This window comes from Blautia faecis (assembly GCF_027662325.1).
Taxonomy (GTDB): Bacteria; Bacillota; Clostridia; order Lachnospirales; family Lachnospiraceae; genus Blautia_A; species Blautia_A faecis.
Genome location: NZ_JAQDKY010000002.1, coordinates 126,730 through 149,065, shown reverse-complemented (window position 1 = coordinate 149,065; position 22,336 = coordinate 126,730). Strand labels below are relative to the sequence as shown.

General features: G+C 43.2%; 27 protein-coding genes and 1 pseudogene. 25 read left to right on the top strand and 3 right to left on the bottom strand.

Going from position 1 to position 22,336, the window contains the following annotated elements; translation table 11 throughout:
• The first annotated feature begins 36 nt into the window (after window positions 1–36).
• The 7 genes and pseudogenes from PGQ38_RS02140 to PGQ38_RS02115 all read left to right on the top strand — a co-directional run bounded on the left by PGQ38_RS02140 (window position 37) and on the right by PGQ38_RS02115 (window position 5,533).
• Complete coding sequence (locus PGQ38_RS02140) at window positions 37–237, top strand: hypothetical protein (protein WP_330674424.1); 201 nt, start codon at window positions 37–39, stop codon at window positions 235–237.
• Window positions 238–306: 69 nt separating this feature from the next.
• Window positions 307–1,176, top strand: coding sequence for a transposase (locus tag PGQ38_RS02135; RefSeq protein ID WP_204453151.1), 870 nt, complete (start codon window positions 307–309; stop codon window positions 1,174–1,176).
• Window positions 1,169–1,960, top strand: a complete 792-nt coding sequence (locus tag PGQ38_RS20345; protein WP_270430718.1) for a transposase — start codon at window positions 1,169–1,171, stop codon at window positions 1,958–1,960. Before PGQ38_RS02135 ends, PGQ38_RS20345 begins: the two co-directional genes overlap by 8 nt.
• Window positions 1,961–2,003: 43 nt before the next feature.
• Window positions 2,004–2,129 (top strand): annotated as a pseudogene (locus PGQ38_RS19660) (ATP-binding cassette domain-containing protein); the annotation flags it as partial.
• Window position 2,130: 1 nt separating this feature from the next.
• A complete protein-coding gene (locus PGQ38_RS02125; protein WP_204453149.1) occupies window positions 2,131–3,864 on the top strand; it encodes an ABC transporter ATP-binding protein in 1,734 nt (577 codons plus the stop codon).
• A 22-nt stretch (window positions 3,865–3,886) separates the two neighbouring features.
• Window positions 3,887–4,702 carry a class I SAM-dependent methyltransferase gene (locus PGQ38_RS02120; RefSeq protein ID WP_204453147.1) on the top strand — a complete coding sequence of 272 codons (816 nt, stop codon included), beginning with the start codon at window positions 3,887–3,889 and terminating at the stop codon, window positions 4,700–4,702.
• A gap of 24 nt (window positions 4,703–4,726) precedes the next feature.
• Window positions 4,727–5,533, top strand: a complete 807-nt coding sequence (locus PGQ38_RS02115) for a class I SAM-dependent methyltransferase (RefSeq protein WP_204453145.1) — start codon at window positions 4,727–4,729, stop codon at window positions 5,531–5,533.
• Window positions 5,534–5,715: 182 nt separating this feature from the next.
• On the opposite strand, the gene PGQ38_RS02110 is transcribed toward PGQ38_RS02115, so the two are convergent.
• On the bottom strand, window positions 5,716–6,168 hold the full coding sequence (locus PGQ38_RS02110) for a hypothetical protein (RefSeq protein ID WP_118583074.1): 453 nt from the start codon (window positions 6,166–6,168) through the stop codon (window positions 5,716–5,718).
• Window positions 6,169–6,261: 93 nt separating this feature from the next.
• On the opposite strand from PGQ38_RS02110, the gene PGQ38_RS02105 reads away from it, so the two are divergent.
• Window positions 6,262–6,459: a hypothetical protein gene (locus PGQ38_RS02105; protein ID WP_147343030.1), complete on the top strand. Its 198-nt coding sequence runs from the start codon at window positions 6,262–6,264 to the stop codon at window positions 6,457–6,459.
• A 94-nt stretch (window positions 6,460–6,553) separates the two neighbouring features.
• Here PGQ38_RS02105 and PGQ38_RS02100 read toward each other — a convergent pair whose 3' ends face one another.
• A complete protein-coding gene (locus PGQ38_RS02100; protein ID WP_204453143.1) occupies window positions 6,554–6,793 on the bottom strand; it encodes a helix-turn-helix domain-containing protein in 240 nt (79 codons plus the stop codon).
• A 136-nt stretch (window positions 6,794–6,929) separates the two neighbouring features.
• Between PGQ38_RS02100 and PGQ38_RS02095 the strand changes: the two genes are divergently transcribed.
• Complete coding sequence (locus PGQ38_RS02095; protein ID WP_204453141.1) at window positions 6,930–7,298, top strand: hypothetical protein; 369 nt, start codon at window positions 6,930–6,932, stop codon at window positions 7,296–7,298.
• A gap of 167 nt (window positions 7,299–7,465) precedes the next feature.
• Here the strand turns inward: PGQ38_RS02095 and PGQ38_RS02090 are convergent, their stop codons facing one another.
• Window positions 7,466–7,705, bottom strand: coding sequence for a helix-turn-helix domain-containing protein (locus PGQ38_RS02090; protein WP_195379833.1), 240 nt, complete (start codon window positions 7,703–7,705; stop codon window positions 7,466–7,468).
• A gap of 132 nt (window positions 7,706–7,837) precedes the next feature.
• Here PGQ38_RS02090 and PGQ38_RS02085 point away from each other — a divergent pair, with 132 nt between their 5' ends.
• The 16 genes from PGQ38_RS02085 to yqeK all read left to right on the top strand — a co-directional run bounded on the left by PGQ38_RS02085 (window position 7,838) and on the right by yqeK (window position 22,236).
• Window positions 7,838–8,062, top strand: a complete 225-nt coding sequence (locus tag PGQ38_RS02085; protein ID WP_204453140.1) for a hypothetical protein — start codon at window positions 7,838–7,840, stop codon at window positions 8,060–8,062.
• Window positions 8,063–8,086: 24 nt separating this feature from the next.
• On the top strand, window positions 8,087–9,019 hold the full coding sequence (locus PGQ38_RS02080) for a site-specific integrase (protein WP_204453138.1): 933 nt from the start codon (window positions 8,087–8,089) through the stop codon (window positions 9,017–9,019).
• Window positions 9,016–10,344 (top strand): site-specific integrase, encoded by a 1,329-nt coding sequence (locus PGQ38_RS02075; protein WP_204453136.1) that lies wholly within the window; start codon window positions 9,016–9,018, stop codon window positions 10,342–10,344. The genes PGQ38_RS02080 and PGQ38_RS02075 overlap by 4 nt, the downstream gene beginning before the upstream one ends.
• 215 nt (window positions 10,345–10,559) lie before the next feature.
• Window positions 10,560–11,657: a site-specific integrase gene (locus PGQ38_RS02070; RefSeq protein ID WP_204453134.1), complete on the top strand. Its 1,098-nt coding sequence runs from the start codon at window positions 10,560–10,562 to the stop codon at window positions 11,655–11,657.
• A 123-nt stretch (window positions 11,658–11,780) separates the two neighbouring features.
• Window positions 11,781–12,788, top strand: coding sequence for a site-specific integrase (locus tag PGQ38_RS02065; RefSeq protein ID WP_204453132.1), 1,008 nt, complete (start codon window positions 11,781–11,783; stop codon window positions 12,786–12,788).
• 28 nt (window positions 12,789–12,816) lie between these two features.
• Window positions 12,817–13,986 carry a site-specific integrase gene (locus PGQ38_RS02060; protein WP_204453130.1) on the top strand — a complete coding sequence of 390 codons (1,170 nt, stop codon included), beginning with the start codon at window positions 12,817–12,819 and terminating at the stop codon, window positions 13,984–13,986.
• A gap of 364 nt (window positions 13,987–14,350) precedes the next feature.
• On the top strand, window positions 14,351–16,222 hold the full coding sequence (locus PGQ38_RS02055; protein ID WP_270430711.1) for a TIGR03960 family B12-binding radical SAM protein: 1,872 nt from the start codon (window positions 14,351–14,353) through the stop codon (window positions 16,220–16,222).
• Window positions 16,206–16,916 (top strand): TIGR03936 family radical SAM-associated protein, encoded by a 711-nt coding sequence (locus PGQ38_RS02050; RefSeq protein ID WP_118580164.1) that lies wholly within the window; start codon window positions 16,206–16,208, stop codon window positions 16,914–16,916. The genes PGQ38_RS02055 and PGQ38_RS02050 overlap by 17 nt, the downstream gene beginning before the upstream one ends.
• 20 nt (window positions 16,917–16,936) lie before the next feature.
• Complete coding sequence (locus PGQ38_RS02045) at window positions 16,937–18,169, top strand: ribonuclease E/G (RefSeq protein WP_243110372.1); 1,233 nt, start codon at window positions 16,937–16,939, stop codon at window positions 18,167–18,169.
• A 219-nt stretch (window positions 18,170–18,388) separates the two neighbouring features.
• Window positions 18,389–18,694, top strand: coding sequence for a 50S ribosomal protein L21 (gene rplU, locus PGQ38_RS02040; RefSeq protein ID WP_118580170.1), 306 nt, complete (start codon window positions 18,389–18,391; stop codon window positions 18,692–18,694).
• Window positions 18,695–18,706: 12 nt separating this feature from the next.
• On the top strand, window positions 18,707–19,030 hold the full coding sequence (locus PGQ38_RS02035; protein ID WP_204453126.1) for a ribosomal-processing cysteine protease Prp: 324 nt from the start codon (window positions 18,707–18,709) through the stop codon (window positions 19,028–19,030).
• Between the two features lie 5 nt (window positions 19,031–19,035).
• Entirely contained in the window at window positions 19,036–19,323 is a 288-nt protein-coding gene (gene rpmA, locus PGQ38_RS02030; protein ID WP_015542711.1) for a 50S ribosomal protein L27, read from the top strand.
• A gap of 63 nt (window positions 19,324–19,386) precedes the next feature.
• A complete protein-coding gene (gene obgE / locus PGQ38_RS02025) occupies window positions 19,387–20,679 on the top strand; it encodes a GTPase ObgE (RefSeq protein ID WP_118580176.1) in 1,293 nt (430 codons plus the stop codon).
• Between the two features lie 36 nt (window positions 20,680–20,715).
• Window positions 20,716–21,009: a ribosome assembly RNA-binding protein YhbY gene (gene yhbY / locus PGQ38_RS02020; RefSeq protein ID WP_118580179.1), complete on the top strand. Its 294-nt coding sequence runs from the start codon at window positions 20,716–20,718 to the stop codon at window positions 21,007–21,009.
• 19 nt (window positions 21,010–21,028) lie between these two features.
• Window positions 21,029–21,628, top strand: coding sequence for a nicotinate-nucleotide adenylyltransferase (nadD, locus tag PGQ38_RS02015; protein ID WP_118580325.1), 600 nt, complete (start codon window positions 21,029–21,031; stop codon window positions 21,626–21,628).
• A 2-nt stretch (window positions 21,629–21,630) separates the two neighbouring features.
• Window positions 21,631–22,236 carry a bis(5'-nucleosyl)-tetraphosphatase (symmetrical) YqeK gene (gene yqeK / locus PGQ38_RS02010; RefSeq protein ID WP_118580182.1) on the top strand — a complete coding sequence of 202 codons (606 nt, stop codon included), beginning with the start codon at window positions 21,631–21,633 and terminating at the stop codon, window positions 22,234–22,236.
• Window positions 22,237–22,336 lie beyond the last annotated feature (100 nt).

The following is a 22,336-nucleotide window of genomic DNA, read 5'->3' as shown; positions in this document are numbered from 1 at the left end:
TCTGGAAAAAATCCGGAGGATTTTTTTAGTCCTTACTTGACATTAGCAGATGAAGCCACTGCCTTTGCTGACCCGGATAACGAAAGCCGCGTACAGGCTGCTTTTTCAAGACTTTCCGAGGGAAAGACGGTGATTATGATTGCCCACAGGCTTTCTACCGTAACAAATGTGGATCAGATTTTTGTCATTCAGGACGTGTTTTTTGCAAGACCTTTTTGGTTCTTCCGCAACCATTAGTAAATTTATATTTTAAAATAGCTACGCAAGGAGTATAATAAGATTATACTTGGTGAAAGGATTCACGTTATGGCTATATTAGATTCCACGCTAAACTTACAGTCGTTTTATCCATCCGATTTGAAGATACTCAGTATTGAGGATACACATGATAAAATCATCATTCATATGCATTCCACAAGTACATCCTGTACTTGTCACAGATGTGGTGCTTTATTGCATCAGCATCATGGATCACACCGCCGTACAGTGCAAGACCTTCCTATCCTGGGAAAACGAATGATTCTGGATATGCAGATTTATGATTATGAGTGTAATAGTGATGCTTGTGCATCGTCTGCACCAACAGAGACATTTGGTGGATTTCTTAGTTACAACAGCAGAATGACGGATCGTCTTGAAGATTTTGCCTGTGTGCTTGCTGTTGAGACAAGCTGTGAAGCCAGTGCCAGGATTATGAAATCCATGAATGTTAAAATTAGTGGAGACACTGTCATTCGTTTACTTCTGAAAAGATATTCAAAACAGCCGGCTAAGATATGTGGTTCTTCCATTGGTATAGATGATTTCGCCTTTAAAAAGCGACATACATATGGAACCATAATAGTTGATGAAGCAACACATAATACCGTAGCGATTCTGGATGGAAGGGATGGCGCCACTTTGAAAGAATGGTTGAAACAAAATAAGCATGTAACCACTGTAAGCAGAGATCGTGCTTCTGCTTACGCCAAAGCAGTGGAAGAAATTCTGCCCAATTGCATGCAGATTGCGGATCGTTTTCATCTGCATCAAAATCTGATGGAGGCGGTGAATAAAATCCTTGGTCGGGAGATTCCTGCCACGAATGAAATTCCTATTAATTCACCTGAAAACAATACGGATTTATCCACCTCCCAGATAGAAGCAGGTAAAAAAAATCTTATTCAATGTGGATAACTTATCGGAAAAAGAAAAAAGCCGTCGAAATCTCATTAAACAGATACAGGTACTTCACAAAGATGGAATTTCTGTTCAGGAAATCGCACAGATCACAGGGAAGGATCGTAGGACCGTAAAAAAATATCTAGAAGAAGACCCAAATAAATTATGCCACAGCAATGTACACGGATCCCTGGAAAGATATACCGATTTTATAATCAAAAGTATACAAAGTGGTCTGACTCAGTCTGCGATTGCTAGAGAACTGGCAGATTCGGGATATGCTGGAACCTCTACAAATGCCAGACAATATATATGTAAGATTGCATACGTAAATGGTCTTGAAATCAAAAAATACAGCAACGGTTCGGCAAAATACAGTGATGATGGAGGCAAGAAAGCGAAGACTGATTATATAACCAGAAAAGGTATCTTCAATTATCTATGGATGAATGGAGAACTTACACGAACTCACAGGGATTTTCTTTGGAACCAAATGCCAATCCTTTGGAAAATTGAGCAGTGTATCAAAGAATTTCGTATGCTTTTCAGTAAGAAAAGTTTGCCACTTTTATATCTTTTTATAGATCGCTACAAGACCTCCGAAATAAAAGAACTTTCCAGTTTTGCTAATGGCCTGGAAAAAGATATCAGAGCAGTTGAAAACGCCGTTTCCAGTGACCTTAGTAATGGGTTTGTAGAAGGAACTAATAGTAAACTCAAAATGGTCAAGCGTACCATGTATGGCCGATGTGGCAGGCGACTGCTAGAGGCTAAACTGATGTATCGTATTTCTAGTTAGATACTAACAAATGCGGAAGAACCATTTTTATTTTACAACAAACAAGGACGGACGGGTTGCCGAGTGCGGAAACAGCCGCGAATTGCTTGCAAAAGACGGTATATTCAGCCGTATGTGGAAAAATTACCAGACTTCCGTGCAATGGAAGGTAACAAAGGAGGTGCAGTGATATGATCAAAAAACTGCAGAAAAAATATGCCCTGTCTGAACAGGGAGCAAAAGACCTGATCAAAGGCTGCCTGGCCTGTGTCCTTCAGAATCTGTCTTTTATGTTCCCGGTGGGACTTTTATATTACCTGGTCGGCGATCTTATGAACGGGGGTGTTCCTGGTGAGAAAATTCCATTTTATGTGGCAGGCTGCGTGGTGTGTATCGACCTGATTCTGCTGACCACTTTCTTTCAATACAATGCAACCTACTTTGCTACTTACAAAGAAAGCGGTATCAGACGTATTACCCTGGCAGAGCATCTGCGAAAAATCCCCCTTTCCTTTTTCGAGAAAAAGGATTTAGCCGATCTTACCAGTACCATTATGGCGGATTGCACCTTCCTGGAGCAGAGTTTTTCGCATTTTATCCCTGAGCTTGCGGGCTCGATCATTTCTACAGTTCTGATTTCCATCGGTCTGCTCTTTACGGACTGGAGAATGTCACTGGCTGCCTTATGGGTTCTGCCGGTTGCCTTTGCGATTGTGAGATTTTCCGCAAAGATTCAGGAAAATCTGAATCAGAAAGCCATGGATGTAAAGATGGCCTGCGCAGACGGGATACAGGAGTGCATTGAAACGGTTCGTGACCTGAAAGCGAACAATGCGGAGCAGGCATATTTAAAAGGTCTGGAAAAGAAGATCCGTGCCGTGGAGCATCGTTCCATCCTCAATGAATTCGGCCTTGCTGTTTTTGTGGTTTCCGCATCGCTGGTGCTGAAGCTTGGTATTGCAACGGTTGCGCTGGTGGGAGCTGTTTTGCTCATGCAAGGAAGCCTCTCCGTGCTTACATTCTTTATGTTCCTTCTGGTAGTATCCCGTTTATATGACCCTCTGCAGGGCGCACTCCAGAATCTTGCGGCAGTCATCAGTACACGAACCAACATTGCCCGTATGAATGAAATTCTCGATCATCCGATCCAGCAGGGCAACGACAGGCTTTCCAATCAGGGGTATGATATTGTCTTTGACCATGTTGGGTTTGCCTACAATACCGGAGAAACCGTATTGAAAGATGTTTCCTTTACGGCAAAACAGGGAGAGGTTACGGCTTTGGTCGGCCCATCTGGCGGCGGAAAAACAACCGTATCCCGGCTGGCAGCAAGGTTCTGGGATATTAACAGAGGAAAGATTACCGTGGGAGGCATGGATGTATCCCGAATTGATCCGGAAACACTGCTTTCTCTGTATTCCATCGTATTCCAGGATGTTACACTGTTTGACAATACGATTCTGGAAAATATCCGAATCGGAAACAAAGACGCCACAGATGAACAGGTCATTGCTGCTGCGAAACTTGCCAATGTGGATGAATTTGCGGAAAAACTGCCGGATGGATGGCATACCAATATCGGGGAAAATGGCTGTGAACTTTCCGGCGGAGAGCGCCAGCGTATCTCTATTGCTCGTGCATTTCTGAAAAATGCGCCGATCATTCTTTTGGATGAAGCCACTGCTTCCCTGGATGTGGAGAATGAAACTCTGATACAGACAGCCCTTTCCCGTCTGATCGCAGATAAAACCGTTCTGGTTATCGCCCACAGGATGCGTACCGTAGCCGGAGCAGATAAGATCGTTGTCCTTTCTGATGGTACAGTGGCAGAAGAAGGATCACCAAAGGATCTGGAAGAAAAGAATGGTGTATATGCCCATATGGTAAAACTGCAGACAGAAAGCCAGAACTGGAAACTTGCGTGAAGAAGGAAAAGGAGGTAGTGCAATGAAAAGGAACCAATGGAAGCAGGAGAATATCCGCCTTGGCACCCACGGGGAAGACTATGGAAGCTGGATGTCCAATCCTGTCTTTTACATCATTGGCGGAATCGGAGTTTTGGCCGCTGTGCTGGCTGTCCTCTCTTTTTATGTATTTCATGTCGCTGTTCTCGGTGTGCTGTTTGCCATCATCACAATCGCACTTGTGGTTTTGCTGATCTGGATCACATGGATCAGGCGGCAGTATGCCTTTGGCGGTGGCAGAATCATGGAACAGGTTCACCGGGTTGTCCTCTCGCACCTAGACTATGACGGTGAGGGCAAGATTCTGGAAGTAGGTTGCGGCTCCGGAGCGCTGACAATCCGTGCGGCTCTGACATGGCCGAAAGCAAAAGTAATCGGTATTGATTATTGGGGCGCTGTGTACAATTACAGCAAGGCACTCTGCGAGAAAAATGCTGCAAGTGAGGGCGTGGCTTCCCGCTGTGTATTTCAGCACGGTGATGCGAAGCAGCTGGATTTTCCTGATGAGAGCTTTGATGTGGTCATCAGCAACTATGTCTATCACAATGTCATGGGTGCAGATATGCAGAAACTGCTGCTGGAAAGCCTGCGGGTATTGAAAAAAGGCGGCGTCTTTGCACTTAACGATGATATGAAACAAAAGATGTACGGTGACATGGAAGGTTTTGCGCAGAAATTGCGGGATATGGGGTATGAGGAAGTACGACTTGTTGATACCTCACAGGAAGCTTTTGGCGCCCACCGTCGGGCTGCCATGATGATGCTAGGTTCTTCCCGGTTGCTTGTCGGTAGAAAGTAATGTATCAAAACAGGAGGTTTGGCTATGTCAAAGTTAGGAGTCGTGGAGGATACACTGTTCGTCCCTATGCTGGGAAGAATTTATGCTAGTGAGCATTACCCGCAAATTTTATATGATAAAAAAGCATTGGAATTGAAAAAGAAGCTGCCTTCAGACTTGATTAAACAGAATATGCAGAGCCAGTATACCCTTTTGGCCTCTGCTTCCCGGTCTGCTAATATGGATCGGATTATTCGGACTTTTCTGGAACGCAGACCGGACGGTGTGATTGTCCAGTTGGGCTGTGGTCTGGAGACAACCTATCACCGATGTGATAACGGAAAGACACACTGGTATGCCGTGGATCTGCCTCATGTAATCAAATACCGGCGGGGACTTCTTCCCGAACCAGAGAGGGAATTATATATTTCCGGGGATGCCTTTGCAAAGGATTGGATCAAAAAAGTTCGCAATGATGTATTTGATGCTCCTATTCTCGTTACTGCAGGCGGGTTATTTCATTATTTTGAGGAACATAAGGTCATTGCCCTTCTGCGTATGATTGGGCAATTTGGAAATATGGAAGTTGTTTTTGATACGGTGAACAAAAGAGGAATGACCATGATGAAGAAAAAATATATGAAACAGGTCGGCCATGCCGATGCACAAATGTTCTTTTATGTGGATTCAGCGGAAGAACTGGCAGCAAAGATCGGGGGTAATGTGAAGGTGATTGCGGAGGAACCATACTATCGTTACATCCCTAAAAATGGCTTAAAGCTATCCACAAAGGTCAGTATGACAGTTTCTGATCAATTCAAGATGGTAAAGATGATACATCTAAAACTATAGTGGATTGGTCACTTCCCTGACTGGTATGAATCAAGATAACTGCGGTGTGTCCGAATTTTTTGCCCATTGCTTTGCAATGAGTTTGCTATACGAATCGGAATTGCTAAACGCAGATCCTTTCAAGATGGTTCCTCAGAATCACAAGCGAGTATTCCAAACGTATTTCAAAGCGAAGTTATAGATTAAAACTTTGAGTAAGGTGAAAGAACAGCAATATGATGAATGAGTTGTTCGAAGTTCTCCTTGCTCCAAAAACGGGGATGAACGAATCCATGCATAACTCTGTTTCGCCCGTTTTCATCGTTGTTTACTTTTACATATTTGAAATATTTCTTTGTTTCTTCCAGAACCTTGACATATTCCTGATTATTTTGATTTTCTGCTATTGCCAAAGAAATCAACTTCATGCCAACATTGACCTTAACTGGTTGCCCATTACGATCGAATAAAGGAAGTCCATAGTCGGAGGTTGTAGTTCTAATCAGTTCTTCCAAATAGGAATACGCAAAGGGCGTAAGTACGGAGAAGGAATCAGGGAATTTCTCGTATATTCTTTGCACTTCTCCCCAATCAGGAGCCCAGTTCCAAAAATGTGCGTAATCTATTATTTGATTGAAATCTTCTTGCAGTGCCATAGAATGACCTCCTTCTTATATTGAAATGTATAATTTTATTGTAGCACGATTGGCTGTGGATTCAATATCACTTATGAGATAGCTGTGTTTTTCATGGATACAGCTTTTTCATGGGCTACAGTAGGATTATACAATACATTTACAAGAAGTATGAATATTGCAAAGGGAAGAGGTATAGATTTTAATTTTGCTGATGGCATGATCTGTGACTGGAAAAATGAAAGGGAATATAGGTTGTTGGGGTATATCTCACACATGAGTGAAAACATAGCGGATGGTTACCTACAATGATTTCATTAAGGATATGACCATCATAAGCAAAAAAGTACAGAGACGTATAACTGTATAATATACTTCTCTGCACTTTTTAGCTTATGAGATATATTTATTTTTCCTTATTTTCTGGTGGAACGTACTCCAACAGATCCTCGATCTTACAATTCAATGCACAGCACAACCTGGCTAAAACAGCGGTATCCAGCCGTGTTACCGTTCCTTTACAAAACTGGTTGAGTTGGGTCCTTTGCATTTCGGCGCGGTGAGCCAGTTTGTTCTTACTGATGTTTTGCTTTTCTATCATTTCATCCAGTTTGATCCGGATAGTTCCATAATCACGATCTTCCATATACCATTACCCTCAACTACAATATTATTCAGAGATTGTAAGTATAGGATAACTAATATATAATCGAATTATAAGTTGTAGAATATCTACTGTAGTTACTTGCACATATTTATTCCAATGGGAGGGAATTTTGATTATGGGAGAAAATTTATTAGAAGAATTGACCTTGGAGCAAAAACAAAAATTACTGACATTGCCGGCAGAATTGAAACATTTCACTCAGACTCAATGGGCTGCAATATACGGGATCGTACCTATGACACAAGAACTTTTTGATAGTATTCAGTTGGAACGTTTGAAAGCAGGAGAGGAACTGGAATCTGCTGCCCTGGATACATTTCTGAAATACCCTGAGTTTGCCCTTAATTACAGCAGTCGGCTCGAAAGTACCTTAAGCACTTCAAATACTATCTCTTCTGACGATGCAGAAAAAAATTTTAAGCAATTATATGAAAAAATGCGGCATTCTATATATGCGGAATTTCAATATGATATAGGCGCATAAACTAAAAAAATCAGGAATATAAAAATTCTGACTTTCTTGTAAACATTATGTCACATACGACATTATCTCATATAAAAAGCCAGGGAACCCTCTTAATGTAATTATGTTTTATCATATACCTAGATAAATAATAAGAGAGTTCCCCGAATAATATTTTGTCTATATAGTTATTCATTCAGCTCCTCAAAGAAATCATTAAACTCACACTCAAAGATTTCTTTCATGGCCACCAGTTCGCTTACTTTAATATTCATCCGATTTGTTTCCAGCTTCGCATAGGTACTTTTGGAGATCTGGATCCCCTTGAGATTCATTTTAGCAATCACCTGATCCTGTGTAAGCTTTCGGCTATACCGTATTTTCTGTATGTTCCCGCCAATGTTCATATCCGGTCTGAGTTTCTGCATGATATTCCCTACCTTTACCAACAATTCGTTATTAAGAAACTTTTGTATTGATAATAGCCGAGAAACTTCATATAATGTTTCGTGATAAAGAAATATTTCATGTAAAAAAATCACAAAGGAGAAAATGAATCAATGCAAAAACAAACCAAAACCCCCGTCTTTCAGGAAGACAACGGTACCTGGGCTCATCTGACCAAATTGGTAAATCCTCTTATCTGCACCATTGAATACGGCCGTCGTACTGGGTTTTCATCCCGGGAAGAAGCAGAAGAGAGCTATCAACGTTCCCTGGTTTCTTACCACGACCAGTTGTCCAAACTGAAAAAGGAGCGGGATATGCCTTTTACCTTTTCGTAATATCTGGATTACTGGCTGAATGATGTGTGTGCTCATGGTTCTAATGGCAGCCGTACACTGGTTCAAAAGCAATGGATCATAAACCTGATCATCCAGCCTCATCTGCATAAGGATATTCTTTTGGGATGTGTCACTCCTGATTATCTCAATAGGGTTCTGGAATCCTGTCAGGCTTACTGCTGCAATGGAGGCTATTATGCATATAAGCTGCTACACAACGCTTTGAAACACGCCCGTGTAAACAACTGGCTTCCAGATATGGACTTCCAGCAGATCCGGCACTATCCGGAGCCTCCCGGAAATCCGGTTTTCTATTCCCCAGAACAGCTTCGCACATTCCTGACTGCCGCTTCCAATTCCAACCATTACCTGGAGATTCAACTGGCTCTTTTCTGCGGTCTGACACCCGGGGAAATCCTTGGACTAAAGTATTCGGATTTCAACCGTCATGAGCAGACTATCACAATCCAGAGGATCTATACCTCGAACGATTCCGGGAAGAACTGCCAGTTAAAAAAACTGGAAGGGACCAAACAGAACCGAAGCTTAAAAATTCCTTTTTTTCTATTTCCAGAACTTTCTACCCGACGAAAAGAAAACCGGAAACTCCTGGCAAGATATCATTCTGCTACAGAATATAAATCTTATCTTTGCCTCGGTCCCACCGCAAAGATAAAATCTACTGTTACATTAGGAGCCGCTTTAAAAACGATCACCACAGAAACGGGGCTTCCAAGACTGAACATGCGTGATCTGAGATATATGTTCGCCCGTTTTCTTCTCGAACAGAATTTTTCCCTTGAAACAGTCTCTGGTATCCTTGGCCACACAAAACAAACGACAACACTGGCATTTTGCAACAGGATTCCATGTACAGATCCTGAAGTTGGTGCTGTCGTTGCAGGTTCCCTGGATCCGGTCCTTGGCGCTGGAAAAAAGGAGGGAAAAAACCTGTGAAAAAGAATGAGCCCTATCCCCAGATGCCGGTAAAGGAAACCTTCTTTTATGGCAGGCTCATCTCCGGGAAATCCCTTGGTGATGTTATATACATAAAAGCCAGACGAAAATACTGTTTCCGTCTTTTACTTGTTTTTGAGTCCGGCGATGTGAAGATGGTACAGCGGGACGCCTCTTCCAACAAACAGCTGGCCCGCCTGGAAAGAGATACAGCCCTCATGGAAATCGCAAAAGGCAGTTTCATCCCCTTTTCTTATACCGTGAAAGAGTTTTATGATTTCTGGTTTTACCATCATATGATTGGGCAAAAAAGGATCACTTATAATACCTACAACGCTTACCGTAATATCATAGAAAACTACCTGCTCCCTGCGATTGGTCATAAAATGCTGGATACGCTACAGAGAAAAGACCTGGTAAATGCATTATCTGCTATCCCGTATCAGAAAGTACAGAGAACTGCAATCGGTGTGATTACAGGTTCCCTTTGTTACGCCCGGAAACACAACTATCTTTCCAGGGATATCTATACCGGAATCTCTTCCGAAGTAAAACAGCCATGCCAGAAGAAAAAAGTGGATACCCGGCAGCAGGTTTATACCGTGGAACAAGCTGCCCATCTTTTATATCTGTGTAAACAGCAGGAACCCATGATTTATCTGCCCATGCTCCTTGCCGTCACTGCCGGCCTGCGGATTTCTGAGATCACCGGACTCCGGTACAGCGATATTGATTTCCTTGGCAAGAAACTTTTTGTGGAACGACAGCTTGGAAAGGACCTGTACATGGAAAAACAGCAGGAAAACAGGCCGGTACTGTGCAGTGAACTCCCACTGAAAACAAAAAACAGCAAAAGGGCAGTAGTACTGGCTGATTTTGTCCTGGATGAGATCCTCCTGGAACGACAGCGCTACGAAAAACGCAAAGCTTCTGATCCAGGGTTCCTGGATCTGGGCCACATCTGCTGCCATAAAAATGGGCAGTGCCATAACCGCAGTTTTTATATCAAACCTTATAACCGCCTGATGGAACAGAGCGGCATCTCCCGGCTGCCCTGGAGAAAATTCCGGAATACCTACGCCACAATCCTCGCCCAGTACCAGGTCAATATGAAAACTATTTCCAAATGCCTGGGACATTCCAGTCCAGAATTCACAAGCAGGGTTTATGTAGCCTTCCAGGAACAGGAAACCTATGATATCTCAAAAATAATCGAAGACTATGTGCTGACCCATCATCTTTTACCGAAAGGACAGGGCAGTATGGAACAGAGACCCTACCAGCTTCCCGATGCTCTTGCTTATCGGATTTATTTCTATAATTAAATTTCTTCTTTAAATTCTATTCTTTATTTCTGCATCCCCCAGCTTATTACATACTGCAGATAAGCTAGGGGATTTTTATTTCAAAAATTTTTAAAAAAAGCAGAAAAATTTCCGTTTTTCAGACAATATACTATTGAAAGATTCCAAACAGCAGAAGAGTGGCTGGAAAAAAATCTCTTATTTCCTACCCCCAAAAATTTCAGGAGGATAACATTATGAACAAACTCAAAGAACTATCCATTTTTTATTCACCAAAAGAGCTCTGGTGCTGCCGTACCAGAACGCTGAATGCTGTATCAGGGACGGTCGAGTATCATACCCACACCGGATTTATCACCCAGACAGAAGCCGAAAAAACATTAGAAGAAACAGAAGCTGTTTTTCAGAAAGACTGGAAAAACAGGAAGATGTCCAGCAGCTGCTTTTGTACTTTCACGGAATACCTGGAAGACTGGTTTGAGAAACTTCCGTCAGATATCAGCAGCACTACAAAAGTGAAGTATCACTGGATCATCTACCACCTTATCCTGCCCAGGATTGAAACAGACCCACCGCTTGGCCACATCGATGCAAACTATCTTGATGCCGTGATAGATGCCTGCAAAGAATATTGTGCAAGTGCAGAATATGCGGTTTATAAACTGCTGTACAGAATCGCCATTTCCATATGGCTGAACGGTTTTCTCCCATATAACCTTGCTTCTGCACTTGCTCCCCGCAAGGAGCCTCGTTCAAACGTATGTATCTATACAAAAGAGCAGACGAAAATTTTCCTGCAGGCAGTGAAGAATGATCCTTATTCCCACCGTCTTGAGTATTATCTTGCATTGTTCTGCGGCTTACGTCCGGGCGAGATCCTGGGGCTGACCTATGAAGATTTACACCCGGATAGCGGGGAACTGGATATCCATAAGCAGTATACAAAAGACGGCGTTCTTCCCACTGAAAATGTTTCTTCCAGATACAGTTACAAGGATCTGGATGAAGAACGTTTCCGCTCTCTGAAGGTGCCGCTTTTCGTAAAGGACGAACTTGCGCTCCGCCAGATGGAGAACAACCATTATTTTCTGGATCATCCGGATAAAAAAGATCCGCAGGCATTCTGTATCAGCAGCCGCGGCTCCATAAAAACACTGGTGACCCTGAATACGAGACTGAAGCATATTACAAAAGACTGTGGTCTTCCCCTTATTTCCATGTACGATCTCCGCGACATGTTCGTCTGGACCATGCTGGAAAACAATTGCAGCCCGGAATCCATCCAAAAACTTACCGGGGGTGTTGAAATAGACCGGATCCTGGCAGCCCTGTAAATGCATTCCTTTTACCCAGATTTTCAAGGAGGATCTTATTATGAATCAAGATAAAAAAATGTCTTTCTGTCACACGACCATTTATGGTGCAGTCAGACGAAACGCATAAACCATGAGAACCAGGTGGCTGTTTTATGTACACATACTGGATTTTTTACCCGTTCCGGAGCAAAGAAGGATTACAAAGAAACAACCCGTCTTTTTCAAAAAGAGCTGGCGGCCCTGAAAGATTCCAGTCATTGTCCTTTTTTGCTTAGCGAATATCTCGATTACTGGTTTCACAAAATATACCTTCCAGCATGCACCTGTAAAAACACCGCAGTAAGATATCGCTGGATCATTGAAAATGTCATCCTGCCAAATATGGAAACGGACCCACTTATTCAAACTGTTGATACCGGATATATGGAAGACCTGATCCGGTCCTGTCAGAAATATTGTAAAGGTACCGAACATGCTGTTTATGAATTATTGTGTTCGGTTACAGAGTCCGCCTGGAAGCAGGGACATTTGAAGCAGGAGCTGGTTTTGCCTCCAGTCCGCAAAAAAAGGCCAGAGCCCATGATATCTCTCTATACCAGGGAACAGACCAGGCTTTTTTTAGAAGCGGTGTATCAGGCGCCCTGCCCACACCGTCTGGAATTTTTTCTGGCTCTATTTTGTGGATTACAGCCAGGGGAAATTCTGGGACTTACTTACGATGATTTTAATCCGGATACATGTATTTTAAGCGTCCGTAAACATTACATAAAAAATCAACAGCCTTCTGCAGGAATTCCAAGATACAGCTGCAGGGAACTGGAAGAGCAGCGCTGCCGTTCTTTTGAGATCCCTGATTTCGTATGCGAAGAGCTTATTCAGCGTAAAGAGAAGAACAGGCATTTCTTTTCCGCCCGTTCCGTAAGGAAAGAAGATGGGTTCTTCTGCATCAGCAGCCATGGGACGGTAAAAACCCAGGAAACCCTTAATGCCGGGTTAAAATGCGTGACCGAAAAGCAGGGAATTCCCTCCATTACCATGCGTGACCTTTGTAATATGTTTGTCTGGTTCCTGCTGGTGCAGAACTGCCCCCTGGAAAAAGTCCGTTTTTTTACAGGAGGCGTAAGAATAGGAGATTTTTTTTACGGCTGATAAATACCGGGAAAGGAGAATCACTGAAATGTCAGAAAATACCAAAAAAGAGCCGAAATCCTGGGAGATATTTTCCGCCGGGGAACTTCTTTGTGCCAGGCTTTCTTCGAAACCAATTTATATTCCCCAGCGTGGAAAGTATTGCTACCGCATCCGTTGTACCTTTTCATCCGGGCTGGTCAAAAAAATACAGACCCGATATTACGATTCGGAGGAAGAGGCCCTGTCCATGCGTCCTTTTCATGAAAAACAGGCTGTTGAAAAAAGGATCGCTGTTTTTAAATGTACCGTAAAAGAGTTTCAGTCCCTCTGGTGGCGCTGCGGATATTTTGACCGCCAGTATAATAAACTGATCAAAACCTACCTCATTCCCGAACTTGGAAATAAATGCATAAATGAGGTAAGTACGGAGGACCTGGTAAAGATATTAGAAAAAATCCCAAATGACGGCATTTTAAAGCGGGAAAAATATTTTCAGGTATGCGACGCCATATCCCATTTTTTTGAAACTGCCGTGAAGTACCATTGTGCGGAGCAGGATGCAGGTACAGAAGCTTCCGTTTTGATGAAATATAAAAAGACAGGACAGGAAGAGGAACACAGCAGCCGCGCCCCGGTGTCGGAAACCTTTTCCCCAGAACAGGTCCTGCTGCTTTTAAAACGGTGTCAAAGGGAAGCAAGGAGCATCTATCTTCCCATGCTCCTTGCCGTTACTGCCGGCCTGACGGTTTCAGAGATCATTGGTATAAAGTTTGATGATGTTGATTTCCATAATCAGATCCTGTATCTTCCATATCTGCCAGATACCTATTTATGTTCCCGTCCAGATACCGTGATCCTGTATGGAAATGCGCGCAAAGCGGTCTTTCTTTCCGATCTTGTTGTAGACGAAATACGACTTCAAAAGAACCACCTGGAGATGCTCCGCCAAACAGAGCCCGGATTTAATGCAGCCGGATATATGATCTGTACCAACGATGGTCAGCAGCGAAAGAAAAGATTTATTGAGAAACCCTATGCCCGTATGCTTTCCAGATGCAGATTGCCAGCACACCCCTGGAAGAACTTTCGGAAGATACAGCTGAACCAGTATGGTCTTCAGAAATTCACAGATGCCCTTGCCCCTCAGAATCCCCTTTCACAGGCTTCCTATAAGCTTCCTTTCGACAGGAACTTTTTAACAGGACTTTTAAACTAATCTACCTAAGCCATCCCGGAATCTATCGTAATCGGGATGGCTTTTTTCACTTTTTTCATTCCATAAAGAATGTACTTGCACTTCTCTGAGAATCTGTTTATAATAAAAAATACTGTCATTGGTCACTTCTATACTGCTAAAAATTGACCTTATACGGGCCCGATGCTGAGGCTCTTTTTTATTCAGTTTATGGCCCTTTCAAAATATCTGGTGACCAAACCCGTTTTTTGGCATATTTAAAAGCAAAAAAATCAATCTGTTTTTTACAGTCCGACAGGCTGTGAAAGCATCTGATGCTATCCAATATTTTTTATGGAATGGCGGCTTAAAATGCTAAATATATACAAAAATTGAAAGGAAAACTATGAGAAAATTAGCACTTAGTGACGAAATATTGCTCAGTGTTGACAAAGCAGCCCGCTACATCGGCGGGGAAGTCAACTCTGTGATGAAAGACCTGAAAGAGGTGACCACCAGGGTCGCATTTTGCTTCCCGGATGTCTACGAGATCGGCATGTCCAACCTTGGTATGATGCTTCTTTATAATATGTTCAATAAACGCCCTGATGTCTGGTGTGAGCGAGTTTATTCCCCATGGCTTGATCTTGATAAGCTTATGAGAGAACAGAATATCCCGTTATTTGCCCTGGAGTCCCAGGATCCTGTCAGGGATTTTGATTTTCTGTGCATCACACTTGGATATGAAATGTGTTATACTAACGTACTCCAGACACTGGATCTTTCCCTGATTCCACTGAAAGCAGCTGACCGTGACGAATCATGTCCTATTGTAATCGGAGGCGGTGCGTGTGCATATAATCCAGAGCCATTAGCAGCCTTTTTTGACCTGTTTTATATTGGCGAAGGAGAAACTGTGTATGATGCGCTTTTTGATGCATACAAGGCCAATAAGGAAGCCGGAGGCAGCAGGGAGGAGTTCCTTCTGAAGGCAGCTCAGATTCCGGGAATTTATGTTCCGGCATTTTATGATGTCACATACAAAGAAGACGGTACAATTGCATCCTTTGCACCAAATCGTCCGGGAGTTCCCGAGAAAGTCCAAAAGCAGCTGATCGTAGATATGGATAAAGGATATTGCCCGATTGAAAAACCGGTTGTTCCTTTTATTAAAGCTACACAGGATCGTGTCACTTTGGAAATCCAGCGTGGATGTATCCGTGGCTGTCGTTTCTGCCAGGCTGGTATGATCTACAGACCTCTCCGTGAACGTGATGTAGAAGAACTGAAGGAGTCTGCAAGAGCCATGCTGAAGAACTCCGGTCACGAGGAGATTTCCCTCAGTTCCTTAAGTTCCAGCGATTACACACACCTGGAAGAGCTGGTAAACTTTCTAATTGACGAATTTAAGTCCGCAGGTGTTAATATTTCCCTGCCGTCACTTCGTATTGATGCTTTTGCCCTGGATGTTATGAGCAAGGTTCAGGATATTAAGAAAAGCAGCCTTACTTTTGCCCCGGAAGCTGGTTCCCAGAGACTTCGTGATGTAATTAACAAAGGACTTACCGAAGAAGTGATCCTTCACGGTGCGCATGAGGCATTTGTTGGAGGATGGAACCGTGTGAAGCTTTATTTCATGCTTGGGCTTCCTACTGAAACAGAAAAAGACATGAAGGGAATTGCTCATCTTGCAGAGCGTATTGCAGAAGAATATTACGATACCGTTCCAAAGGAAAAACGCCATGGAAAGGTTCAGATCGTAGTCAGCACATCCTTCTTTGTGCCAAAGCCATTTACCCCATTCCAGTGGGCTCCAATGTATACAGAACAGGATTTTATTGACAAGGCAAAAGTAGTAAAAGAAGAAATCCGTGCACAGCTGAACCAGAAGAGTATTAAATACAACTGGCATGAACCGGATGTAACCACACTGGAAGGCTTCCTTGCAAGAGGTGACCGCCGTGCTTCTGAAGTTATCTTAAAAGCCTATGAAAAAGGTGCCCTTTACGATGCCTGGTCAGAAAGCTTCCGCTACGACATCTGGAAAGAGGCTTTTGCAGAAACAGGAATTGACATTGAATTCTACACACTCCGAGAGAGAAGCACAGATGAAATCCTCCCATGGGATTTCATAGATGCAGGTGTTACCAAGGAGTTTCTGATCCGTGAGTGGAAACAGGCAAAAGGCGAAGTGGTTACACCAAACTGCCGTCAGAAATGTGCAGGCTGCGGAGCAAGACGTTATGAAGGAGGCGTATGTTATGAAGGTAAGAATTAAATTTACGAAAGAAGGGCCTATGAAATTTGTAGGACATCTTGACACCATGCGCTACTTCCAGAAAGCCATCCGCCGCGCAGAGCTTCCAATTGCTTTTTCGGGAGGTTACAGCCCTCATATGATCATGTCCTTTGCTGCCCCTCTTGGAGTTGGCGTTACCAGTACAGGGGAATATTTCGATATGGAGCTTACCGCTACGATTCCTACTGATGAAATCTGTCAACGTCTTAACAGCCAGATGGTAGATGGTATTCATGTTTTAAGTGCCCGCCAGGTGGAAGATGGAAAAGCGAGCAAGGCAATGTCCCTGGTGGCAGCAGCTGATTATCTGGTGGAATTTCGTCCTGGAAAAGCACCGGCAGATGGATGGCAGACAAGAATTACGGAATTTTTAAAGCAGCCTGAGATCCTTGTTACAAAAGAAACCAAAAAAGGCGAAAAACAGGTAGATATCCGACCTTTTATTTACAAAATGAATTTACAGAATGACAACCGCATTTTCTTAAGTCTTGCTTCTGCAAGTGCCAACTATACCAAACCAGATGCTGTAATGGATGCATTTACCAGCTGGCTTGGACAGGAGCTTCCGGAATTTGCCTGCATGATTCATCGTCTGGAAGTATATGCAGATCTTGGAAATGAGAAAAAACATAAATTTGTATCGTTGGAATCCCTTGGCGTGGAAGTTCAATAAACTTAAAACAGGTGAATCAAGTGACGAAATTAATTCTAACAACCATGGAACTTTGCGGTAACAAATGTCATGCCTGTGCAATCGAGGAAGAAGGTCAGATTATGGAGCTTCGCCTGGAGGCAGCCGCCCGACAGTCCATTCTCGGAAATATTTATGTAGGACAGGTGGAAAATATTGCTTCTAATATCCAGGCAGCATTTGTTCTTATTGCACCTGGAGTACGCGGTTATTTTCCTCTTCAGGAAGCAGAGCAGGTTATCTATGCCTCCGGGAAAGCACCTGGCAGTCCCTTGCGTCCGGGTGACCAGATTCTGGTGCAGGTAAGCCGTGATGCCATGAAGGGCAAGCTGCCCGCACTGACTGCAAACTTAAATTTTACCGGTAAGTATCTGGTGCTCACCACAGGAGAAAAAAAGTTCGGACTATCCGGTAAGCTCTCTGGTTCAGAACGCCACACTTTATCCGGCTGGCTGGAAGCAGAGGCTGCACGTCCGGATAAGGAATATGGCCTGATTGTCCGCACCAACGCAGCCCAGGCTGAAAAGGCTGAAATCCTTCAGGAACTTTCTTATCTGAAATCACTGTATGAAAAAGTTGCTGTCAACGGCAAAAGCCGCACCTGTTTCAGCCTTCTCTACGAAACAGAACCGGTTTACCTTACCACTCTCCGTGATATTTACAGCGAAAATCTCACAGACATTGTAACAGATGATCCTGAAATTTTTCAGCAGATCACTTCTTATTTGAAAGAAACAAGTCCGGAGGAAGAAAGCAAAGCCCGTTTTTATCAGGACAAGCTTCTTCCGTTATACAAGCTTTCCCGCATGGAAAACGCGCTGTATGAGGTTCAAAAGGAAAAAATCTGGCTGAACAGCGGCGGGTTTATTGTGATCCAGCAGACAGAAGCCTTTGTCTCCATCGATGTAAACAGCGGGAAATTTACCGGAAAGAAAAAAGCCGAAGAAACCTATCGCAAAATCAATCTGGAAGCAGCTAAGGAAATTTCACGACAACTGCGGCTTCGCAACCTGTCCGGAATTATTCTTATTGATTTTATCAATATGACAAACCCAGATCATAACAACGAGCTTTTTCATGTATTGCAGAAATATCTGAGGAAGGATCCGGTGAAATGTAAAGCCATAGATATTACACCGCTTCACATTCTGGAGATGACACGAAAGAAAGTCAGAAAACCGGTAATAGAGGAGATCAGGCAGATAAAGTCAGGAGATTTTTCGAACACGCTCTAAATAAAACTATAAGAAATTCCTTTTTCGTATTTTCGAAATTATTACAAGCAGCAAACCAGAAACATGGGTTTTCGTTTTTATTTTTTTACAATTTTTTTTACAAAACCTCTTGACGAAACCAAATCTCCCTGTTATTATAATCGAGTATGCCGCACAAAGAGGTTTAAGAGTCGAGAGACCACCATATTTGGCGAGTAAAGTCTATAGGAGGTGCCACAAATGTACGCAATTATTGCAACAGGTGGTAAACAGTACAAAGTTGCTGAAGGCGACGTAATCAGAGTTGAGAAGCTCGGAGTTGAAGCTGGTGAAACCGTTACTTTTGATTCTGTAATTGCAGTTAGCAATGACGGATTAAAGGTTGGAGAAGACGTTAAGGATGCCAGTGTTACCGCTTCTGTAGTTGAGAACGGAAAGGCTAAAAAAGTCATCGTTTACAAGTACAAGAGAAAAACTGGATATCACAAGAAAAACGGTCACAGACAGCAGTACACCAAAGTTAAAATCGAAAAGATCAACGCTTAATCAGGTGCTGTTATGATCAATATTACAGTTAAGAAGAGAAAAGGCTCTTATCTGGATTTTCTGTCCAAAGGACATGCAGGCTATGCCGAAGAGGGACAGGATATTGTATGTGCTGCCGTATCAGCCTTGATCATTACTACTGTGAATTCTCTTGAGAAATTTACGGAAGAGCAGATTGAAGCGGAAGCGGATGAGGGATATGTATCCATCCATTTTAAAACAAATCCGAATACTGAGCGCGGGAAACTGCTTATGGATTCCCTGATTCTTGGATTAACAGAAATTGAGCATAGTTATAACAATCGATATTTGACAGTAAAAGTCAAGGAGGTGTAACAACAATGATGAAGATGAACCTTCAGTTATTCGCACATAAAAAAGGAGTTGGTTCCACAAAGAACGGTCGTGATTCCGAGTCCAAGAGATTAGGTGCGAAGAGAGCAGACGGACAGTTTGTTAAAGCCGGCAACATCCTTTACAGACAGCGCGGAACTAAGATCCATGCAGGCGAGAACGTAGGATGCGGAAAAGACTATACATTATTTGCACTGACCGATGGTGTTGTAAGATTCACCAGAAAAGGCCGCGATAAGAAACAGGTTTCTATCGTACCAGTAGAGGCAGAGTAATTCGTAGAGCAGGAGGCTTCAAATCTATAAAGGTTTGGAGCCTTTTCTTATAAAGGAGATTTAATGTTCGCAGACAGAGCTACCATATATATCCGTTCCGGTAAGGGCGGCGACGGCCATGTAAGCTTCCGCAGGGAAAAATATGTACCTGACGGCGGTCCGGATGGCGGCGACGGCGGCAAGGGCGGAGACGTCATTTTTGAAGTTGACGAGGGACAGAATACCCTCGGTGATTACCGTCATAAAAGAAAATATAAGGCAGAAGACGGTCAGGAGGGCGGCAAAAAGCGCTGCCACGGTGCCGACGGTGCCGACATTATATTAAAGGTACCGGAAGGTACTGTTATCATGGAGGCTGAATCCCGTAAGGTAATTGCAGACATGTCCGGTGACAATCGTCGTCAGATCGTTCTGCGCGGTGGACGCGGCGGTAAGGGAAATCAGCATTATGCAACCCCTACCATGCAGGTTCCCAAATATGCCCAGCCTGGACAGCCTTTTCAGGAGCTTGAAGTGCTTCTGGAGCTAAAGGTGATCGCAGATGTAGGACTGGTAGGTTTTCCTAATGTTGGTAAATCTACATTTCTCTCACGTGTTACAAATGCGAAACCGAAAATTGCCAACTATCATTTCACAACCTTAAGCCCGAACCTTGGTGTTGTAGATACTGAGAATGGCGGTTTTATCATCGCAGATATCCCTGGACTGATCGAAGGTGCTTCTGAAGGAGTCGGTCTTGGTCATGAGTTCCTTCGCCATATTGAGCGTACCAGAGTTCTGGTGCACATTGTGGATGCAGCTTCCACAGAGGGACGAGATCCTATTGATGATATTTATAAGATTACCAAAGAACTGGAGAAATACAATCCGGAAATTGCAAAGCGTCCTCAGGTAATTGCAGCCAATAAAGTGGACTGTATTTTTGACGACGGTCAGGAGAATCCTGTAGACAGACTTCGCAAAGAATTTGAACCAAAAGGTATCAAAGTATATCCCATTTCTGCAGTTACCGGACAGGGTGTACGCGAGCTTCTTTTCCATATCAAGGAACTTCTGGACAGTTGTCCGAAGAAAGCAATCGTATTCGAGCAGGAATTCTTCCCAGAAGATATGCTGATCAATGAGAGCCTTCCATTTACCGTACAGGTTGATGAGGAAGATCCCTCTGTATTTATCGTAGAAGGACCACGTATCGAGAAAATGCTTGGTTATACCAATCTGGATTCTGAGAAAGGCTTCGCCTTTTTCCAGCGTTTCCTGAAAGAGGGCGGCATTCTGGATGAACTGGAAAACGCCGGTATTCAGGAGGGTGATACGGTTCGTATGTATGGATTTGAATTTGATTATTATAAATAAATAGCAGCTATTCAGCAGGTATTCAGGAGATAAATTATGACAAGTAAGCAAAGAGCATATTTAAAAAGTCTGGCAATGAAAATGGATGCCATTATCCAGCTTGGCAAGGGCGGTCTTACACCGGAAAACACCAAGGCTGTTGACGAAGCACTTGCAGCGAGAGAGCTGATTAAAATCAGTGTGCTTCAGAACTGTCTGGAGGATCCTAAGGAAATGGCACAGGTTCTTGCAGAGCGCACCCATTCCCAGGTTGTACAGGTGATCGGTAAGAAGATCGTATTATACCGCGAAGGTAAAAAAGAGAAAAAGAAAATTGAACTGCCAAAATAATCGAAAAAAAATCGGGATCATGGGCGGTACCTTTGATCCCATCCATATGGGACATCTGATCCTGGGTGAGCAGAGCTATGAGCAATTCCAGCTGGATAAGGTTCTGTTTATGCCTTCCGGCAACCCGCCTCATAAACGGGACCGTGCTGGCAGAGCCTCTGATAACCAGCGTGTGGATATGGTCCGGCTTGCAATTGAAGATAATCCCCATTTTGAGTTGTCTCTTGCAGAAATGCACGAGACCGGGTATACCTATACCTATCGCACTCTGGAAGAGCTAAAAGAATACAATCCGGACACAGACTATTATTTTATCATTGGTGCAGATTCTCTTTTTGCTTTTGACGAATGGATGGAACCAGAGCGGATCTGTCGGGCCTGTACTCTTGTGGTGGCTGTCCGGGATCATGCGTCCTACGCTGAACTGAATCGGGAAATCCAGCGTCTTTCTGCAAGGTACAACGGAAATTTTGCCCTTTTGGATACTATGAATATTGATGTGTCCAGTCATCAGATCCGTCAGTGGATTTCAGAAGAAAAAAGTCTGAAATATTACGTCCCGGATAAGGTGATTTCTTACATGAAAGAGAATGGAATTTACAGAAAGAAGGAAGTCTGACCATGGCAGATTACGATTTTGCAAAAATTGAAAAAAAACTTTCCAAATACCTGGATGAGGATCGTTTCCAGCATACCATGGGCGTTATGTACACCAGCGCATGTCTGGCTATGGTCCATGGATATGATATCAAAGATGCACAGGTGTCCGGTCTTCTTCACGATTGCGCCAAATGCATTCCCAATAAGAAAAAACTGAAGATGTGCAGCGAACACAATATTCCGGTTTCCGATTTTGAGAGAAGTCACCCGTTTCTTCTCCACTCCCGTCTTGGAGCTTATATTGCTCACGAGAAATATGGGATTGACGATCAGGAGATTCTTTCTGCCATCAATTATCACACAACTGGCAGACGTGAAATGAGTCTTCTTGAAAAGATTATTTATATTGCAGATTATATTGAGCCCATGCGTTATAAAGCAAGCCGTTTACCGGAAATTCGCAAACTTGCGTTTGAAGACCTGGATGAGTGTATGTATGAGATCCTAAAAGATACCCTGGAGTATCTGGAAGAAGATTCTGCCGATGATATTGAGCCAACTTCCAAGGAGGCTTATATTTATTATAAAGAATTGCATAATAAGCGTAATAACGTATCTGATAATTAATACTCCGCATATACTGGCGAATATTTTTACTATTTACAATTAACATTCTACGAGATGCGAGATATTTCGCACGAGCGAAGGCCAGGTACCACCTGACAGA

Excerpts from the sequence above, each read along its gene's own strand:
- PGQ38_RS02115 (WP_204453145.1), top strand. The coding sequence starts at position 4,727 with ATGTCAAAGTTAGGAGTCGTGGAGGATACACTGTTCGTCCCTATGCTG.
- PGQ38_RS02085 (WP_204453140.1), top strand. The coding sequence starts at position 7,838 with ATGCAAAAACAAACCAAAACCCCCGTCTTTCAGGAAGACAACGGTACC.
- rplU (WP_118580170.1), top strand. The coding sequence starts at position 18,389 with ATGTACGCAATTATTGCAACAGGTGGTAAACAGTACAAAGTTGCTGAA.
- nadD (WP_118580325.1), top strand. The coding sequence starts at position 21,029 with ATGGGCGGTACCTTTGATCCCATCCATATGGGACATCTGATCCTGGGT.
- PGQ38_RS02090 (WP_195379833.1), bottom strand. The coding sequence starts at position 7,705 with ATGCAGAAACTCAGACCGGATATGAACATTGGCGGGAACATACAGAAA.
- PGQ38_RS02100 (WP_204453143.1), bottom strand. The coding sequence starts at position 6,793 with ATGGAAGATCGTGATTATGGAACTATCCGGATCAAACTGGATGAAATG.
- PGQ38_RS02070 (WP_204453134.1), top strand. The coding sequence starts at position 10,560 with ATGAACAAACTCAAAGAACTATCCATTTTTTATTCACCAAAAGAGCTC.
- obgE (WP_118580176.1), top strand. The coding sequence starts at position 19,387 with ATGTTCGCAGACAGAGCTACCATATATATCCGTTCCGGTAAGGGCGGC.
- PGQ38_RS02135 (WP_204453151.1), top strand. The coding sequence starts at position 307 with ATGGCTATATTAGATTCCACGCTAAACTTACAGTCGTTTTATCCATCC.
- PGQ38_RS02095 (WP_204453141.1), top strand. The coding sequence starts at position 6,930 with ATGGGAGAAAATTTATTAGAAGAATTGACCTTGGAGCAAAAACAAAAA.
- PGQ38_RS02105 (WP_147343030.1), top strand. The coding sequence starts at position 6,262 with ATGGATACAGCTTTTTCATGGGCTACAGTAGGATTATACAATACATTT.
- rpmA (WP_015542711.1), top strand. The coding sequence starts at position 19,036 with ATGATGAAGATGAACCTTCAGTTATTCGCACATAAAAAAGGAGTTGGT.
- PGQ38_RS02120 (WP_204453147.1), top strand. The coding sequence starts at position 3,887 with ATGAAAAGGAACCAATGGAAGCAGGAGAATATCCGCCTTGGCACCCAC.
- yqeK (WP_118580182.1), top strand. The coding sequence starts at position 21,631 with ATGGCAGATTACGATTTTGCAAAAATTGAAAAAAAACTTTCCAAATAC.
- PGQ38_RS02060 (WP_204453130.1), top strand. The coding sequence starts at position 12,817 with ATGTCAGAAAATACCAAAAAAGAGCCGAAATCCTGGGAGATATTTTCC.
- PGQ38_RS02125 (WP_204453149.1), top strand. The coding sequence starts at position 2,131 with ATGATCAAAAAACTGCAGAAAAAATATGCCCTGTCTGAACAGGGAGCA.
- PGQ38_RS02110 (WP_118583074.1), bottom strand. The coding sequence starts at position 6,168 with ATGGCACTGCAAGAAGATTTCAATCAAATAATAGATTACGCACATTTT.
- PGQ38_RS02035 (WP_204453126.1), top strand. The coding sequence starts at position 18,707 with ATGATCAATATTACAGTTAAGAAGAGAAAAGGCTCTTATCTGGATTTT.
- yhbY (WP_118580179.1), top strand. The coding sequence starts at position 20,716 with ATGACAAGTAAGCAAAGAGCATATTTAAAAAGTCTGGCAATGAAAATG.
- PGQ38_RS02055 (WP_270430711.1), top strand. The coding sequence starts at position 14,351 with ATGAGAAAATTAGCACTTAGTGACGAAATATTGCTCAGTGTTGACAAA.
- PGQ38_RS02050 (WP_118580164.1), top strand. The coding sequence starts at position 16,206 with ATGAAGGTAAGAATTAAATTTACGAAAGAAGGGCCTATGAAATTTGTA.